12 protein-coding genes and 1 tRNA gene are annotated in these 17,131 nt (G+C 67.3%); 2 read left to right on the top strand and 11 right to left on the bottom strand.

Translation table 11 applies throughout. The features are described 5' to 3' along the window. Positions 1 to 175: 175 nt before the first annotated feature. From QIT00_RS13980 to QIT00_RS13935, 10 genes are all read right to left on the bottom strand, one after another. Positions 176 to 4,090, bottom strand: a complete 3,915-nt coding sequence (locus QIT00_RS13980; RefSeq protein ID WP_282535562.1) for a DNA-directed RNA polymerase subunit beta' — start codon at positions 4,088 to 4,090, stop codon at positions 176 to 178. A gap of 93 nt (positions 4,091 to 4,183) precedes the next feature. Next, positions 4,184 to 7,666: a DNA-directed RNA polymerase subunit beta gene (rpoB, locus tag QIT00_RS13975; protein ID WP_282535561.1), complete on the bottom strand. Its 3,483-nt coding sequence runs from the start codon at positions 7,664 to 7,666 to the stop codon at positions 4,184 to 4,186. A 591-nt stretch (positions 7,667 to 8,257) separates the two neighbouring features. After that, positions 8,258 to 8,647, bottom strand: coding sequence for a 50S ribosomal protein L7/L12 (rplL, locus tag QIT00_RS13970; RefSeq protein WP_282535560.1), 390 nt, complete (start codon positions 8,645 to 8,647; stop codon positions 8,258 to 8,260). A gap of 124 nt (positions 8,648 to 8,771) precedes the next feature. Continuing rightward, entirely contained in the window at positions 8,772 to 9,299 is a 528-nt protein-coding gene (gene rplJ / locus QIT00_RS13965; RefSeq protein ID WP_282535559.1) for a 50S ribosomal protein L10, read from the bottom strand. Between the two features lie 350 nt (positions 9,300 to 9,649). Next, positions 9,650 to 10,540, bottom strand: a complete 891-nt coding sequence (locus tag QIT00_RS13960) for a hypothetical protein (RefSeq protein WP_282535558.1) — start codon at positions 10,538 to 10,540, stop codon at positions 9,650 to 9,652. Between the two features lie 144 nt (positions 10,541 to 10,684). Continuing rightward, complete coding sequence (rplA, locus tag QIT00_RS13955; RefSeq protein WP_282535557.1) at positions 10,685 to 11,407, bottom strand: 50S ribosomal protein L1; 723 nt, start codon at positions 11,405 to 11,407, stop codon at positions 10,685 to 10,687. 80 nt (positions 11,408 to 11,487) lie between these two features. Then, positions 11,488 to 11,922 (bottom strand): 50S ribosomal protein L11, encoded by a 435-nt coding sequence (gene rplK / locus QIT00_RS13950; protein WP_016645192.1) that lies wholly within the window; start codon positions 11,920 to 11,922, stop codon positions 11,488 to 11,490. A gap of 182 nt (positions 11,923 to 12,104) precedes the next feature. Next, a complete protein-coding gene (gene nusG, locus QIT00_RS13945) occupies positions 12,105 to 12,971 on the bottom strand; it encodes a transcription termination/antitermination protein NusG (RefSeq protein WP_282535556.1) in 867 nt (288 codons plus the stop codon). Positions 12,972 to 13,048: 77 nt separating this feature from the next. Next, positions 13,049 to 13,333, bottom strand: a complete 285-nt coding sequence (gene secE / locus QIT00_RS13940) for a preprotein translocase subunit SecE (RefSeq protein ID WP_282535555.1) — start codon at positions 13,331 to 13,333, stop codon at positions 13,049 to 13,051. Positions 13,334 to 13,441: 108 nt separating this feature from the next. Continuing rightward, positions 13,442 to 13,514: transfer RNA gene (locus tag QIT00_RS13935), tRNA-Trp, on the bottom strand. A 184-nt stretch (positions 13,515 to 13,698) separates the two neighbouring features. Between QIT00_RS13935 and QIT00_RS13930 the strand changes: the two genes are divergently transcribed. Next, positions 13,699 to 14,922, top strand: a complete 1,224-nt coding sequence (locus tag QIT00_RS13930) for a pyridoxal phosphate-dependent aminotransferase (protein WP_282535554.1) — start codon at positions 13,699 to 13,701, stop codon at positions 14,920 to 14,922. A gap of 195 nt (positions 14,923 to 15,117) precedes the next feature. Further along, entirely contained in the window at positions 15,118 to 16,134 is a 1,017-nt protein-coding gene (locus QIT00_RS13925; protein WP_282535553.1) for an adenosine deaminase, read from the top strand. 9 nt (positions 16,135 to 16,143) lie between these two features. Here QIT00_RS13925 and QIT00_RS13920 read toward each other — a convergent pair whose 3' ends face one another. Continuing rightward, a complete protein-coding gene (locus QIT00_RS13920; protein ID WP_282535552.1) occupies positions 16,144 to 17,085 on the bottom strand; it encodes a zinc-binding dehydrogenase in 942 nt (313 codons plus the stop codon). Between the last annotated feature and the right edge of the window lie 46 nt (positions 17,086 to 17,131).

Genomic DNA, 17,131 nt, shown 5'->3' with positions numbered 1-17,131 from the left:
ACGCCGGACATGTCCCTTGCCACGGCTTACCTGAACAGACCCCCGCGACAACCGCGCAGGCCCTCCTGAGAACGCCCCTCCGCAGCAGCTCAGGCCGCCGGCGGCCACTCCCCCGCACACGCCGAAAGGCGGCCACCCCCGCAAGGGTGACCGCCCTTCAACTCAAGCTGCTCGCTTACTGGTTGTACGGACCGTAGTCGTAGTCCTCCAGCGGAACGGCCTGGCCGGAGCCCGTGCCGAACGGCGAGTAGTCGATGTCGTCGTAGCCGACGGCCGAGTACATCGCGGCCTTGGCCTCCTCGGTCGGCTCGACCCGGATGTTGCGGTAGCGGGACAGGCCCGTACCGGCCGGGATGAGCTTACCGATGATGACGTTCTCCTTGAGGCCGATGAGCGAGTCGGACTTGGCGTTGATCGCCGCGTCCGTGAGGACTCGCGTCGTCTCCTGGAAGGACGCCGCCGACAGCCAGGACTCCGTGGCCAGCGAGGCCTTGGTGATACCCATGAGCTGCGGACGACCGGAGGCCGGGTGACCGCCCTCCTGGACCACACGACGGTTCTCGTGCTCGAACTTCGAGCGCTCGACCAGCTCGCCGGGCAGCAGCTCGGCGTCGCCGGACTCGATGATCGTCACGCGGCGCAGCATCTGCCGGATGATGATCTCGATGTGCTTGTCGTGGATCGACACACCCTGCGAGTTGTAGACCTTCTGGACCTCGCCGACCAGGTGGACCTGGACCGCACGCTGACCGAGGATCCGCAGCACGTCGTGCGGGTTGGTGGCACCCACGGTGAGCTTCTGGCCCACCTCGACGTGGTCGCCCTCGGCCACCTGGACACGGGCGCGCTTCGAGATCGGGAACGCCGTCTCGTCGCTGCCGTCGTCCGGGGTGACGATGATCTTCTTGGTCTTCTCGGTCTCCTCGATGCGGACACGGCCCGCGGCCTCGGAGATCGGGGCGACACCCTTCGGCGTACGAGCCTCGAAGAGCTCGACGACACGGGGCAGACCCTGGGTGATGTCGTCACCGGCCACACCACCGGTGTGGAAGGTACGCATCGTGAGCTGCGTGCCGGGCTCACCGATGGACTGGGCGGCGATGATGCCGACCGCCTCACCGATGTCGACCAGCTTGCCGGTGGCGAGCGAACGGCCGTAGCAGTACGCACACGTGCCGACCGCGGACTCACAGGTCAGGACCGAGCGGGTCTTGACCTCCTCCACGCCGTGGGCGACCAGGGCGTCGATGAGCACGTCACCGAGGTCGACGTTGGCCGGCGCGATGACCTTGCCGTCGATGACGACGTCCTCGGCGAGCATGCGGGCGTACACCGAGGTCTCGACGTCCTCGGCCTTCCGCAGCACACCGTCGGCGCCGCGCTCGGCGATCCGCAGCTTCAGACCGCGGTCGGTGCCGCAGTCCTCCTCGCGGATGATGACGTCCTGCGAGACGTCCACCAGACGACGGGTCAGGTAACCGGAGTCGGCGGTACGCAGGGCGGTGTCCGCCAGACCCTTACGGGCACCGTGCGTCGAGATGAAGTACTCGAGTACGGACAGGCCCTCACGGAACGACGCCTTGATGGGACGCGGAATCGTCTCGTTCTTGGCGTTGGACACCAGACCACGCATACCGGCGATCTGACGCATCTGCATCATGTTTCCGCGAGCACCCGAGTTCACCATCATGTAGATGGGGTTGGTCTTCGGGAAGTTCGCGTTCATCGCCTCGGCGACCTCGTTGGTCGCGCGGGTCCAGATGGTGATGAGCTCGTTGGTGCGCTCGTCCTTGGTGATGAGGCCGCGCTCGTACTGCTTCTGGACCTTCTCGTCCTGAGCCTCGTAGCCCGCGACGATCTCCTTCTTGGCCTCGGGGACCACGATGTCGGAGACGGCCACGGTGACGCCGGAACGGGTCGCCCAGTAGAAGCCGGCCGCCTTCAGGTTGTCGAGCGTCGCCGCCACGATGACCTTGGGGTAGCGCTCCGCCAGGTCGTTGACGATCTCGGAGAGCTGCTTCTTGCCCACCGAGTAGTCGACGAACGGGTAGTCCTCGGGCAGCAGCTCGTTGAAGAGCGCGCGGCCCAGGGTCGTACGCAGACGGAACGAGTCACCCTGCTGCCACTCACCTGCCCCGACGCCGTCGTCCCCTTCCTCCTGCGCCGGCGGAGTCCAGCCGCGCGGCGGGATGGTGCCCACCGGGAAGCGGATGTCGACCTTGGCCTGCAGGGAGAGCTCACGGGCGTCGAACGCCATGATCGCCTCGGCCGTGGAGCCGAAGGAACGGCCCTCACCGATGACCTTGCGCTCTTCCTCGTCGGTCGTGAGGAAGAACAGGCCGAGCACCATGTCCTGGGTCGGCATGGTGACCGGACGGCCGTCGGCCGGCTTGAGGATGTTGTTCGAGGACAGCATCAGGATGCGGGCCTCGGCCTGCGCCTCCGCGGACAGCGGCAGGTGCACGGCCATCTGGTCACCGTCGAAGTCCGCGTTGAACGCGGTGCAGACGAGCGGGTGGATCTGAATGGCCTTGCCCTCGACCAGCTGCGGCTCGAAGGCCTGGATGCCGAGGCGGTGCAGGGTGGGAGCACGGTTCAGGAGAACCGGGTGCTCGGCGATGACCTCTTCGAGGACGTCGTACACGACCGTGCGGCCGCGCTCCACCATGCGCTTGGCGCTCTTGATGTTCTGCGCGTGGTTCAGGTCGACCAGGCGCTTCATCACGAACGGCTTGAAGAGCTCAAGCGCCATGGCCTTCGGCAGACCGCACTGGTGCAGCTTCAGCTGCGGACCGACGACGATCACGGAACGCGCGGAGTAGTCCACACGCTTACCGAGCAGGTTCTGACGGAAGCGGCCCTGCTTGCCCTTGAGCATGTCGGACAGCGACTTCAGCGGACGGTTGCCGGGGCCCGTGACCGGGCGACCACGACGGCCGTTGTCGAAGAGCGCGTCCACGGCCTCCTGGAGCATGCGCTTCTCGTTGTTCACGATGATCTCGGGCGCACCGAGGTCGAGAAGGCGCTTCAGGCGGTTGTTGCGGTTGATCACGCGGCGGTACAGGTCGTTCAGGTCGGAGGTCGCGAAGCGGCCACCGTCCAGCTGCACCATCGGACGCAGGTCCGGCGGGATGACCGGCACGCAGTCGAGCACCATGCCCTTGGGGCTGTTGCTGGTCTGCAGGAACGCGGAGACGACCTTGAGGCGCTTGAGCGCACGGGTCTTCTTCTGGCCCTTGCCGGTACGGATGATCTCGCGGAGGCGCTCGGCCTCCTCGTCGAGGTCGAAGGACTCCAGGCGCTTCTGCAGCGCGGCGGCACCCATGGAGCCGTCGAAGTACGTGCCGAAGCGGTCACGCAGCTCGCGGTAGAGCAGCTCGTCGCCCTCGAGGTCCTGGACCTTGAGGTTCTTGAAGCGGCTCCACACCTCGTCGAGACGGTCGATCTCGCGCTGGGCGCGGTCGCGCAGCTGCTTCATCTCGCGCTCGGCGCCCTCGCGCACCTTGCGGCGCACGTCGGCCTTGGCACCCTCGGCCTCGAGCTCGGCCAGGTCGGTCTCAAGCTTCTTGGCGCGGGCCTCCAGGTCGGAGTCGCGACGGTTCTCGATCTGCTGACGCTCGACGGAGACGTGCGCCTCCAGGGACGGCAGGTCGCGGGTACGACGCTCCTCGTCCACGAACGTGATCATGTACGCGGCGAAGTAGATGACCTTCTCAAGGTCCTTCGGCGCGAGGTCCAGCAGGTATCCGAGGCGCGACGGGACGCCCTTGAAGTACCAGATGTGGGTGACGGGAGCGGCCAGCTCGATGTGGCCCATCCGCTCACGACGCACCTTGGCGCGAGTGACCTCGACGCCGCAGCGCTCACAGATGATGCCCTTGAACCGGACGCGCTTGTACTTGCCGCAGTAGCACTCCCAGTCCCGGGTCGGACCGAAGATCTTCTCGCAGAAGAGTCCGTCCTTTTCGGGCTTGAGGGTGCGGTAGTTGATCGTCTCCGGCTTCTTGACCTCGCCGTGAGACCACTGTCGAATGTCGTCCGCGGTCGCCAGGCCGATCCGCAGCTCGTCGAAGAAGTTGACGTCGAGCACTTCGTCAATCCCTCTTTCAGGGTCGAATGTCAAACATGGTCTGTACGGGTCCGGGGCGACCGGGGCTCCACAGGGGAGCCCCGGTCAAACCCGTCAGACCTCTTCGACGCTGCTCGGCTCGCGCCGGGACAGGTCGATACCGAGCTCCTCCGCAGCGCGGAAGACGTCTTCGTCGGTGTCCCGCATCTCGATGGACATGCCGTCCGAGGACAGCACCTCCACGTTGAGGCACAGGGACTGCATCTCCTTGATGAGGACCTTGAAGGACTCCGGGATGCCCGGCTCGGGGATGTTCTCGCCCTTGACGATGGCCTCGTAGACCTTCACGCGGCCGGTGACGTCGTCGGACTTGATCGTCAGCAGCTCCTGGAGGGCGTAAGCGGCGCCGTAAGCCTCGAGCGCCCACACCTCCATCTCACCGAAGCGCTGACCACCGAACTGGGCCTTACCACCGAGCGGCTGCTGGGTGATCATCGAGTACGGGCCGGTCGACCGGGCGTGCAGCTTGTCGTCGACCAGGTGGTGGAGCTTGAGGATGTACATGTACCCGACCGAGATCGGGTCCGGGAACGGCTCGCCGGAACGGCCGTCGAACAGCTGGGCCTTGCCGGACGGCTGCACCATGCGCTCGCCGTCGCGGTTCGGGATCGTGTGCTCGAACAGACCCGAGATCTCGTCCTCGCGCGCGCCGTCGAAGACCGGCGTGGCGACGTTGGACCCGGGGGTGACCTCGTCGGCGCCGATGCGCTGCAGTCGCTGCATCCACTCCTCGGAGCCCTCGACCTTCCAGCCGCGGCTGGCGAGCCAGCCGAGGTGGATCTCGAGGACCTGTCCCGGGTTCATTCGGGACGGGACACCCAGCGGGTTGAGGATGATGTCGACGGGCGTGCCGTCCTCGAGGAACGGCATGTCCTCGACGGGCAGGATCTTCGAGATGACGCCCTTGTTGCCGTGACGGCCGGCGAGCTTGTCACCGTCGGTGATCTTGCGCTTCTGCGCGACGTACACGCGAACCAGCTGGTTCACGCCCGGGGGCAGCTCGTCGCCCTCTTCGCGGTCGAAGACACGGACGCCGATGACCTTGCCGGTCTCGCCGTGCGGCACCTTCAGGGAGGTGTCACGGACCTCGCGGGCCTTCTCACCGAAGATCGCGCGGAGCAGGCGCTCCTCCGGCGTCAGCTCGGTCTCACCCTTGGGCGTGACCTTGCCGACGAGGATGTCGCCGGCGACGACCTCGGCACCGATACGGATGATGCCGCGCTCGTCGAGGTCGGCGAGGACCTCCTCGGAGACGTTCGGGATGTCCCGGGTGATCTCCTCCGGGCCGAGCTTGGTGTCACGGGCGTCGACCTCGTGCTCCTCGATGTGGATCGAGGAGAGGACGTCGTCCTGCACGAGGCGCTGCGACAGGATGATCGCGTCCTCGTAGTTGTGACCCTCCCACGGCATGAACGCCACGAGCAGGTTCTTGCCAAGGGCCATCTCGCCCTCGTCGGTCGAGGGGCCGTCGGCGAGGACCTGGCCCTCGATGACGCGCGCGCCCTCGTCGACGACGACCTTCTGGTTGAAGGACGTGCCCTGGTTCGAGCGGGAGAACTTCGCCACGCGGTACGTGGTGTAGGTGCCGTCGTCGTTGGCCACCGTCACGTAGTCGGCGGAGACCTCCTGGACGACACCGTCCTTCTCGGCCTTGATGACGTCACCGGCGTCGACGGCACAGCGGTACTCCATGCCCGTACCGACCAGCGGGGCCTCCGCCTTCAGCAGCGGCACGGCCTGGCGCATCATGTTCGAGCCCATGAGCGCGCGGTTGGCGTCGTCGTGCTCCAGGAAGGGGATCATCGCGGTCGCGACGGACACCATCTGGCGCGGCGAGACGTCCATGTAGTCGACGTCGTCACCGGGGATGTAGTCGATCTCGCCGCCACGGCGACGGACGAGCACACGCGCCTCGGCGAAGTGCAGGTCGTCGGTGAGCGGGGCGTTGGCCTGCGCGATGACGAAGCGGTCCTCTTCGTCGGCCGTCAGGTAGTCGACGTCGTCGGTGACGACACCTTCCACGACCTTGCGGTACGGCGTCTCGACGAAGCCGAACGCGTTCACACGGCCGTACGAGGCCAGCGAGCCGATCAGACCGATGTTGGGACCCTCAGGGGTCTCGATCGGGCACATGCGGCCGTAGTGCGAGGGGTGCACGTCTCGGACCTCGAAGCCGGCCCGCTCACGGGACAGACCACCGGGGCCGAGCGCGGACAGACGACGCTTGTGGGTCAGGCCCGACAGCGGGTTCGTCTGGTCCATGAACTGCGACAGCTGGCTGGTGCCGAAGAACTCCTTGATGGAGGCGACGACCGGCCGGATGTTGATCAGCGTCTGCGGCGTGATCGCCTCGACGTCCTGAGTCGTCATGCGCTCACGGACGACGCGCTCCATACGAGCCAGACCCGTACGGACCTGGTTCTGGATGAGCTCGCCGACGTTGCGCAGACGACGGTTGCCGAAGTGGTCGATGTCGTCGGTCTCGACGACCACGGACTGGCCGTTGTCACCGACGGTCTCGGTCTCACCGGCGTGCAGCTTCACCAGGTACTTGATCGTGGCGATGACGTCCTCGACCGTGAGGACGCCCGCGTCGAGCGGAGCGTCCGCACCCAGCTTCTTGTTGACCTTGTAGCGGCCGACCTTCGCGAGGTCGTAGCGCTTCGGGTTGAAGTAGAGGTTCTCGAGCAGCGTCTGCGCGGCCTCACGCGTGGGCGGCTCGCCCGGACGCAGCTTGCGGTAGATGTCGAGCAGCGCGTCGTCCTGGCCCTGGGTGTGGTCCTTCTCCAGGGTGGCGCGCATGGACTCGTACTCGCCGAACTCCTCGAGGATCTGCTCGGTGGTCCAGCCGAGCGCCTTCAGGAGGACGGTGACGGACTGCTTGCGCTTGCGGTCGACGCGGACGCCGACCATGTCGCGCTTGTCGATCTCCATCTCCAGCCAGGCACCCCGGGACGGGATGATCTTGGCCGAGAAGATGTCCTTGTCGGACGTCTTGTCGATGGAGGAGTCGAAGTAGACACCCGGCGAGCGGACGAGCTGCGACACGACGACACGCTCGGTGCCGTTGATGCAGAAGGTGCCCTTGTTCGTCATGAGCGGGAAGTCGCCCATGAAGACCGTCTGGGACTTGATCTCGCCGGTCTCGTTGTTGGTGAACTCAGCGGTGACGAAGAGCGGCGCGGCGTACGTGAAGTCGCGCTCCTTGCACTCGTCGATGGAGTTCTTCGGAGGCTCGAAGCGGTGGTCGCGGAAGGTCAGCGACATCGACCCGGAGAAGTCCTCGATCGGGGAGATCTCCTCGAAGATCTCCTCCAGACCGGACTTCGTGGGGACGTCCTGACCGGACTCCAGAGCCGCCTCGACCCGACTCTGCCAGGCGGTGTTGCCGAGCAGCCAGTCGAAGCTCTCGGTCTGCAGCGCGAGCAGGTTCGGAACCTCGAGGGGCTCCTTGATCTTTGCAAAGGAGATGCGCAGCGGGGCGGTGCTGGCGCCGTTGTTCGTATTGGCAGTCGAGGCGTTGCGCGAGGCGGCCAAGAGGGGGTCCTTCCGAGGGCTCGGACTCACTACGCGCGTACCGGTCCCATACCGAGCAACGAATGAGAAATCCCAGGTCAGGGAGGTTCAATCGACTCTGCTCAGGTGTGGGCATGCCCCTGGTGACGGGCAGGAGGCAGCTAACAGGCAGCGCAAAGGGTCAGTGTAGCCACTCGGCCCACTGATGTCCAGAGCGGGTTTTTATTGAGACCCACGAACACCTCAGAGTCCTACTGTTGTCGGCTCCAGCGGCAGACCCCTCGCCACTGGGCGCATATCCACACTGCCCTGTTCGCCATCGATCCATGCCTCGGATTCGGATCGATGTGACGACGCGTCCTGAGAATTGCGCGCTGCGTGCGGTTCGTCAAGGCCCCCCTGCCCATCCGGGCTGCCGCGAACGTCACCACTGGGGCCCCGGAGGCACAACGAAGATCACCATACTCGGCCATGCCGTCAGTGCAAGGCAGCCGTCACGGAGACCCCCGAGAACGCCGAAGGGCGACCACCCACATGGGTGATCGCCCTTCAGTGTGTGCGCGTTACAGCGCGCGAGCCTTTCGGCTCAGAAGAGTCCTACGACTCGCAAGGTCACTTGACCTCGACGGAGGCGCCGGCGCCCTCGAGGGCCTCCTTGGCCTTGTCCGCGGCGTCCTTGGCGACCTTCTCGAGGACCGGCTTCGGGGTGCCGTCCACGAGGTCCTTGGCCTCCTTCAGGCCCAGGGAGGTCAGCTCACGCACGACCTTGATGACCTGGATCTTCTTGTCGCCGGCGCCGGTGAGGATGACGTCGAACTCGTCCTGCTCCTCGGCGGCCTCGGCGGCGGCGCCACCAGCGGCACCACCGGCGACGACGACCGGCGCGGCAGCGGCGGCGGTGACGTCGAACTTCTCCTCGAAGGCCTTCACGAACTCGGAGAGCTCGATGAGGGTCATCTCCTCGAACTGGGCGAGCAGGTCGTCCTGGCTGAGCTTCGCCATGATGGCGGTCCTTCCACTAATTCGGCTGGTGCCGGATGTACATGTGAGGCGGGCGTACGTTCGGGCCCGCTGCGGCCACCTGCCTAGGCGTGCCTAGACGAGAGCGGCCATGACGCGAGCCGAATTACTCGGCACCGCCCTGCTCGGCCTGCTTGGCACGAAGCGCCTCCGCGGTGCGGACGAACTTCGAGGGCAGCGCCTGGAAGACAGAGGCAGCCTGCGACTGCTTGCCCTTCATGGCACCGGCCAGCTTGCTGAGCAGAACCTCGCGGGACTCGAGGTCCGCAAGCTTCTTGATCTCGTCGGCGGACAGCGCCTTGCCGTCAAGGACACCGCCCTTGATGACGAGAGAGGGGTTGTCCTTGGCGAAGTCACGAAGACCCTTCGCCGCCTCGACCGGGTCACCGGTGACGAAGGCGACAGCCGTCGAGCCCTGAAGGTGCTCGTCCAGCTGAATCCCGGCCTCATTGGCCGCGATCTTGGTCAGCGTGTTCTTCACCACTCGGTACTGAGCGTTCTCGCCGAGAGAACGGCGGAGCTGCTTGAGCTGCGCCACGGTCAGTCCGGTGTAAGAGGTGACAACAGCCGCGTTGGAGTCACGCAGCTTCTGCGTGATCTCTTCGACGGCTGCGACCTTGTCGGACGTCGCCATGTGCCTCGGCCTCCTTCCGGGGTGATGATCCTCGACTGACCTTTCGATCAGCCGCGTACGCCGGACCGCCTGAATCAGGCACGTAGAAGGGGGCGTCTGCACAAAACGAAACGCCCCGGCATAGGTGCACGGGGCGTGAGCTCGACCAGACGGAATCCGTCCAGGAGCGCTTCCACAGTCACCTACGCGGGTCGTCCGCAGTCAGCGGATCCTTCGGCCACCACACCCTCATGACTGAGCGCGCGGCAACGACCAGCGGTCTTTGGCTTCTGTAGGAGAGTACGCGAGCAGGGCCTCGACGGGCAAATCGGCTCCTGAGGCCCTGCCGCGACTGTCATTCCAAGGCCGCGCTACTGCTGCGGCTGCTGCTTCATCAGGTCCTTGACGTTGACGGTGTCGTCGGCCGGGGGCTCCTCGGTGGCCACGTCCACGCCGTAGTCGCTGTAGTAGACCGTCTGGGAGAACTCGCCGTTCTTCATCTTGGCCTCTTCGACCTTCTTCACCAGCAGGTCCCCGTCGTCGACCCAGATGTCGATCTTCTCGGTGGTCATGCCGGCCTCCTGGAGCTGCTTGCGCAGCGCGGCGGCGTCCTTCTCGTCCATGTCGGCGTTCTTGGCCGTCAGGTCGGCGACGTCGACCGTGCCGGAGTAGTGCGTGGCGTTGACTCCACGGACCTTCTCCTCACCGACGCGCTTCACATCGCCGGAGGCGAGGAGCATCTTCACCGTCTGGTTCGGGGTGGAGCTCTGCATCTGGTTCTTGAGCGCCTGGCCGGACGCGCCGCCCATCTCGGCGAGCGTCTCGTAGTCGTACTCGATCCAGTGCTTGCCGCCCGAGGCGGACGCGAACTTGTCCCCCATGTTCGCGTAGTAGCCGTTCTTCAGGTAGCGGTAGTCGATCGACGTGTCGCCGGTCTGCTGCAGCTGGTCGGCCATCGGGCCGTCGGTGAACGTGATGCGCAGGACGCCCGTGACACCGTCCGACCAGTCGAGGCCGCCCTTCATCTCCATGCTGCCCTGGGCGCCCATGGTGGTCGTGCCGTCCACCTTCGCGGAGTCGGCTTCCTGGGTCTTGCTGTCGACCGTACGCAGCGCCGTGAGCGGGTTGAACGAGCCGCCGCCCGCACCTCCGCCCTTGCTCTCGCTCTTGCCCGCGGAACCCCCACCGCAGGCCGCAACGCCGGTCAGGGCAGCGACTGCCGCGATCGAGACACAAGCGCGCCGCACGGTCCTGGTGTTCATCTGTCCCACCCCTAGAGAGATTTCGCCGTTCGGCCTGCACGGTAGCGCGTGGCACCGACAACGCGGGCGGGCCCCGCACCTCGGAAGGTGCGGGGCCCGTCTGCGACACGCGTGCGCGACGCGGCTGCCAGGGAGTCAGGCGACTCAGACGGCGGCCGGGTCCTCCTCGACGAGGAGGTTGCGGGTGCGGTTCGGGTCGAGCGGAATGCCGGGGCCCATCGTGGTGGTGAGCGCGGCCTTCTTGATGTAGCGGCCCTTGGCGGCGGAGGGCTTCAGACGAAGCACCTCCTCGAGGGCTGCGGCGTAGTTCTCCACCAGCTTGGTGTCGTCGAAGGACGACTTGCCGATGATGAAGTGGAGGTTCGCGTGCTTGTCGACGCGGAACTCGATCTTGCCGCCCTTGATGTCGTTGACAGCCTTGGCGACGTCGGGGGTGACGGTGCCGGTCTTCGGGTTCGGCATCAGACCACGCGGACCGAGCACGCGGCCGAGGCGGCCGACCTTGCCCATGAGGTCCGGGGTGGCGACGACGGCGTCGAAGTCCAGGCGGCCCTTGGAGACCTCGTCGATCAGTTCGTCCGAGCCGACGATGTCGGCGCCGGCGGCTTCCGCGGCCGCAGCACGGTCACCGGTCGCGAAGACCAGGACCCGGGCGGTCTTACCGGTGCCGTGCGGGAGGTTCACGGTGCCACGGACCATCTGGTCGGCCTTGCGCGGGTCAACACCCAGGCGGAAGGCGACCTCGACGGTGCCGTCGAACTTGGTCGCGGAGGTCTCCTTGGCGAGACGGACGGCCTCGAGCGGGGCGTAGAGCTTGTCCCGGTCGATCTTGGCGTCCGCAGCGCGGAGAGTCTTGCTGCGCTTCACTTCTACTCCTGAGGTTCAGGTATGGAGTTCGTGGTCCGGGCCGCGCATGGCCCTGCCACTCAGGTCAAACGGGGGTGAGGTCAGCCCTCGACCGTGATGCCCATGGAGCGGGCGGTGCCAGCGATGATCTTGGACGCGGCGTCCAGGTCATTGGCGTTGAGGTCGGGCATCTTGGTGGTGGCGATCTCGCGGACCTGCGCCTCGGTGATCTTGGCGACCTTGGTCTTGTGCGGCTCGCCGGAGCCCTTCTCGACACCAGCGGCCTTGAGGATCATCTTGGCGGCCGGCGGGGTCTTGGTGATGAAGGTGAAGGAACGGTCCTCGTAGACCGTGATCTCCACCGGGATGACCCAACCGCGCTGCGACTCGGTCGCGGCGTTGTAGGCCTTGCAGAACTCCATGATGTTGACGCCGTGCTGACCCAGCGCGGGGCCGACCGGCGGAGCCGGGTTGGCGGCACCGGCCTGGATCTGGAGCTTGATGAGCCCCGTGACCTTCTTCTTCTTGGGAGGCATTGCTCTCTCCGGGTCCTAGTGAGAGTGATCCGCCTGCCATCCGATCATCCGGATGGAGGCATACCGCACAACGATAACGGGTATGGCAGTGCGGCTAAAAACCGAGCAGGTCAGACCGGCTTTGGCAGCCTGTCTGACCTGGTCGGAAGCGTATGGTCCGGAAGGTCCGATCCCCTGTGGGGTCAGTTCTTCTGGATCTGGTCGAAGCTCAGCTCGACCGGGGTCTCGCGACCGAAGATCTCGACGAGGCCCTTGACCTTCTTCGAGTCGGCGTTGATCTCGTTGATCGTCGCCTGCAGCGTCGCGAACGGGCCGTCGGTGACGGTGACCGAGTCGCCGACCTCGAAGTCCAGGACCTGCACCTCGACCTTGCGGGCCGGAGCCGGCTTGCCCTCGGCCTCGGCGGCCTCGCGGGCGGCCTTCTCCTCGGCCTCCGGGGCGAGCATCTTGACGATCTCGTCAAGCGTCAGCGGGTACGGGTCGTAGGCGTTGCCCACGAAGCCGGTGACACCGGGGGTGTTGCGGACGACGCCCCAGGACTCGTTCGTCAGGTCCATGCGCACCAGGACGTAGCCGGGGAGCTTGTTCTGACGGATGGTCTTGCGCTCGCCGTTCTTGATCTGCGCGACCTCTTCCTGCGGCACCTCGGCCTGGAAGATGAAGTCCTCGACGTTCAGCGAGACGGCGCGCTGCTCGAGGTTGGTCTTCACGCGGTTCTCGTAACCGGCGTAGGTGTGGATGACGTACCACTCGCCGGGGAGCGTGCGGAGCTCTTCGCGCAGGGCGGCGATCGGGTCGACCGGCTCGGCTTCCTCGGCCTCTTCGACGGCCTCGACGGCAGCCTCGTCCTCGGCGGTCTCCGCCACGACCTCGGCCTCGTCCTCGATCTGCACCGCGGCCTCCTCGGCGGGCTCGCCCGCCGCGAGGTCGGCAGCCTCGGCCTGGTCCGGCTCCTCGGCGTCCGCCGCCTCGACGATGTCGAGCTGGTCCTCCACGGACTCCGCGGCTTCCGCCGACTCGACGGCGTCGTTCAGGTTCGGGTCAGACACGGTGGCTGCTTCTTCCTGGATACAGATGGGTGGAACGCGCGAAACGGGCGCCGGGACCGGCGCCCTCCGCTCGGCTGTCAGCCGAAGACGTACTTGACGGCCTGCGAGAAGCCATAGTCAAGCACGGTCACCAAGGCGATCATGATGACAACGAAGACAATCACCACACTGGTGTATGTCGTGAGCTGGCTGCGAGTGGGCCAGACAACCTTGCGGAGCTCCGCGACGATCTGACGGTAGAAAAGCGCGAGGCGGCCCAGAGGACCCTTCTTGCCGCGCTTTCCGCCCTTGCGGGACTTCTTCGAATCGGTCGCCTCGTCCGGGGCATCAGGCGTGTCGATGGAGCCCACGGCGTCCGTCACTCTCTCTCACCTGATTCCGGGTCGTGGCCGTGCCGCGCCCGGTGGAGCCGCACGGCGGTGCTTTGCAGTACGTACATGCGCACACATCCTGGCGAAAGGTGTGTGTAGCAGGGCCGGAGGGACTTGAACCCCCAACCGCTGGTTTTGGAGACCAGTGCTCTACCAATTGAGCTACGACCCTTTGGTTTTCCCCCAACGTACAGCATCCGTACCGATGCACGGAGTGCGCTCGGTGGGTGCCGACCGTTGAAGGCCAACGAGCGATGAGTGTACGTGGTCCCGCGCCCGGCGTCGAACAGAAAGGGCCTCACCCCTCCGGCAAACCGGTGTACCCGGGGTCTTTCCGGTCTGGAACGATGGGCCGCATGAGCGCTGCAACCTCTCCCACCGAACGCCGCATCTCCGCCCGCATCGGCGCGATCTCCGAGTCCGCCACCCTCGCCGTCGACGCCAAGGCCAAGGCCCTCAAGGCCGCCGGCCGTCCGGTGATCGGATTCGGCGCGGGCGAGCCGGACTTCCCCACGCCCGACTACATCGTCGAGGCGGCCGTCGAGGCCTGCAAGAACCCGAAGTACCACCGGTACACGCCGGCCGGCGGGCTCCCCGAGCTGAAGGCCGCGATCGCCGCGAAGACGCTGCGCGACTCCGGCTACGAGGTCGAGGCCGCGAACATCCTGGTGACCAACGGCGGCAAGCAGGCGATCTACGAGGCCTTCGCGACGATCCTCGACCCGGGCGACGAGGTCATCGTCCCGACCCCGTACTGGACGACGTACCCCGAGTCGATCCAGCTCGCGGGCGGTGTGCCGGTCTTCGTGACCGCCGACGAGACCACCGGGTACCGGGTGTCGGTCGAGCAGCTGGAAGCGGCCGTCACCGAGAACACCAAGGTGCTGCTCTTCGTCTCCCCGTCGAACCCGACCGGCGCCGTCTACACGCGCGCGCAGGTCGAGGAGATCGGCCGCTGGGCCGCCGAGAAGGGCCTGTGGGTCCTGACCGACGAGATCTACGAGCACCTGGTCTACGGCGAGGCGGAGTTCAGTTCGCTGCCGGTGGTCGTGCCGGAGCTGCGGGACAAGTGCGTCGTCGTGAACGGCGTCGCCAAGACGTACGCCATGACCGGCTGGCGCGTGGGCTGGGTCATCGGCCCGAAGGACGTCGTTAAGGCGGCGACGAACCTGCAGTCGCACGCCACCTCCAACGTGAGCAACGTGGCGCAGGCCGCCGCGATCGCCGCCGTCTCCGGTGACCTGACCGCCGTGGCGGAGATGCGGAAGGCCTTCGACCGGCGCCGCCGGACCATCGTGAAGATGCTCAACGACATCGACGGCGTGCTGTGCCCGGAGCCGGAAGGCGCCTTCTACGCGTACCCGTCCGTGAAGGGCCTGCTCGGCAAGGAGATCCGCGGCAAGCGTCCGCTGACCACCGTCGAGCTGGCCGCGCTGATCCTGGACGAGGTCGAGGTCGCCGTGGTGCCGGGCGAGGCCTTCGGTACGCCTGGCTACCTGCGGCTCTCGTACGCCCTGGGTGACGAGGACCTGGTCGAGGGCGTGTCGCGGATCCAGAAGTTGCTGGCGGAGGCCCGCTGACAGCGACGGTTTTCGCGTTGCGGTGACGGTTTTCGCGTTGCAGTGACGGTTTTCGTCACTCAATACAGGCTGTTTTCGATACGGGCCTCCGGCTTCGGCCGGGGGCCCGTTCGTTCGTTCGGGCAAGGACTCCTTGGTGGCTCCTTGGCGGAAAGCGGCTATCGGGACGGCACGTCCGTACGGCAGGATCCTGGGATGGAGCGTGTGCGTGACGTCAGCCTGTTGCCGAAAGCCCATCTGCACCTGCACTTCACCGGGTCGATGCGGCCCACGACGCTGCTGGAGCTCGCGGACAAGTACGGGGTCCATCTCCCCGAGGCGCTGACCACCGGGCAGCCGCCGAAGCTGCGCGCGACGGACGAGCGCGGCTGGTTCCGTTTCCAGCGGCTGTACGACATGGCGCGGTCCTGTCTGCGCGAGCCGGAGGACATCCAGCGCCTGGTCCGGGAGGCCGCGCAGGAGGACCTCGCGGACGGTTCCGGCTGGCTGGAGATCCAGGTCGATCCGACCTCGTACGCGCCTCGGCTCGGCGGTCTGATCCCCGCGCTCGAGATCATCCTGGACGCGGTCGACACGGCCTCGCGGGAGACCGGGCTCGGGATGCGGGTGCTGGTCGCGGCGAACCGCATGAAGCACCCGCTGGACGCCCGTACGCTGGCCCGGCTCGCGGTGCGGTACGCGGACCGGGGCATCGTCGGTTTCGGGCTCTCCAACGACGAACGACGCGGTATGGCGAGGGACTTCGACCGGGCCTTCGCGATCGCGCGGGACGGCGGGCTGCTGGCGGCGCCGCACGGCGGGGAGCTGACCGGCCCGGCGTCGGTGCGTGACTGTCTCGACGACCTGCACGCCACCCGGATCGGGCACGGGGTGCGCGCGGCCGAGGACCCGCGGCTGCTGCGACGACTCGCCGAACGCGGCGTCACCTGCGAGGTCTGCCCGGCGTCCAACGTGGCGCTCGGCGTCTACGAGAAGCCCGAGGACGTACCGCTGCGGACGTTGTACGACGCCGGGGTCCCGTTGGCGCTCGGCGCCGACGACCCGCTGCTGTTCGGGTCACGGCTGGCCGCCCAGTACAAGATCGCGCGGGAGCACCACGGCTTCGGCGACGCGCAGCTGGCCGAGCTGGCGCGGCAGTCGGTGCGGGGCTCCGCCGCGCCGGCCGAGGTGCGGGAGAAGCTGCTCGCGGGCATCGACGACTGGCTGGTTTGACGGCTGCCGTCAGGCGGCCGCGGCGTCGAGGTCCAGTACGGCCTTGCCGTGCAGGCGGCGACCGAGGAGGGCGTCGGCGGCCTCTCCGGCTCGCTGCCAGCCGCCGCGCCAGGAGACGCCGGGGTCGAGCTCGCCCGCGGCCACCTGCTGCGCCAGCAGGCTGAGGTCGGGCGCCAGGTTCGTGCAGCCCAGGAGGTAGAAGCTCGCGACGGTGCGGTCGTGTCGGCCCTCGTTGCCGAAGAGGGCGCCGTACGGGAACTGTTCGGGTTCGCCGGCCGAATGGCCCACGGCGACGAGCGTGCCGCCCTCCGACAGCTTCTCGTACGCCTCCACCAGCTGCTTGCCGCCGACCAGGTCGATGACGCCGTGCACGGGTTCGGACGCGGCGGCGGGTGTGCCGACGACCTCGTGCGCGCCCAGTGCGCGCAGGGTGTCGCCGCGCGTTTCCGGGTCTCCGGTCACGGCCACGACGTACGCGCCGCCCCTGCGGGCCAGTTGGACGGCGTACCGCCCCACCCCGCCGGTGGCGCCGGTGACGAGGACCCGGCGGCCGAGCAGCGGGCCGATGCGGTGCAGGGCCCGCAGGGCGCTGGCGCCGGCCACCGGGACCGTGCTGACGGCACCCAGGTCGGCGCCCTCGGGGACGGTGCCGATCAAGTCCGTGTCCACGGCGCGGAGTTCGGCCCAGGCCCCGGCGGGGGCGAGGGTGACGACGGGGGTGCCGACGGCCGGGCCCGAGCCGTCCGCGGCCGCGCGCTCGACCACGCCTGCGGCGTCCCACCCGAGGACGGTCCCTTCCGGCGCCTCGGGGACGAGGTGGCTGATCTCGCCGTAGTTGAAGGAGGTCGCGGCCACCCGGATCAGGGCCTGGTGAGGTGCGGGTTCGGGCTCCGGCGCGGTGCCGAGCCTGAGTCCTGCGGGTGCTGAGCGGTCGACGAGCAGGGCGCGCATGGGGACACCTTTCGGGCTTTCGGGCTTTCGGGCTTTCGGGCTTTCG

This window comes from Streptomyces luteolus, assembly GCF_029968015.1.
GTDB classification, from domain to species: Bacteria; Actinomycetota; Actinomycetes; order Streptomycetales; family Streptomycetaceae; genus Streptomyces; species Streptomyces luteolus.
The sequence above is the reverse complement of the archived record's forward strand: the minus strand, read 5'-3'. Positions and strand labels throughout refer to the sequence as shown.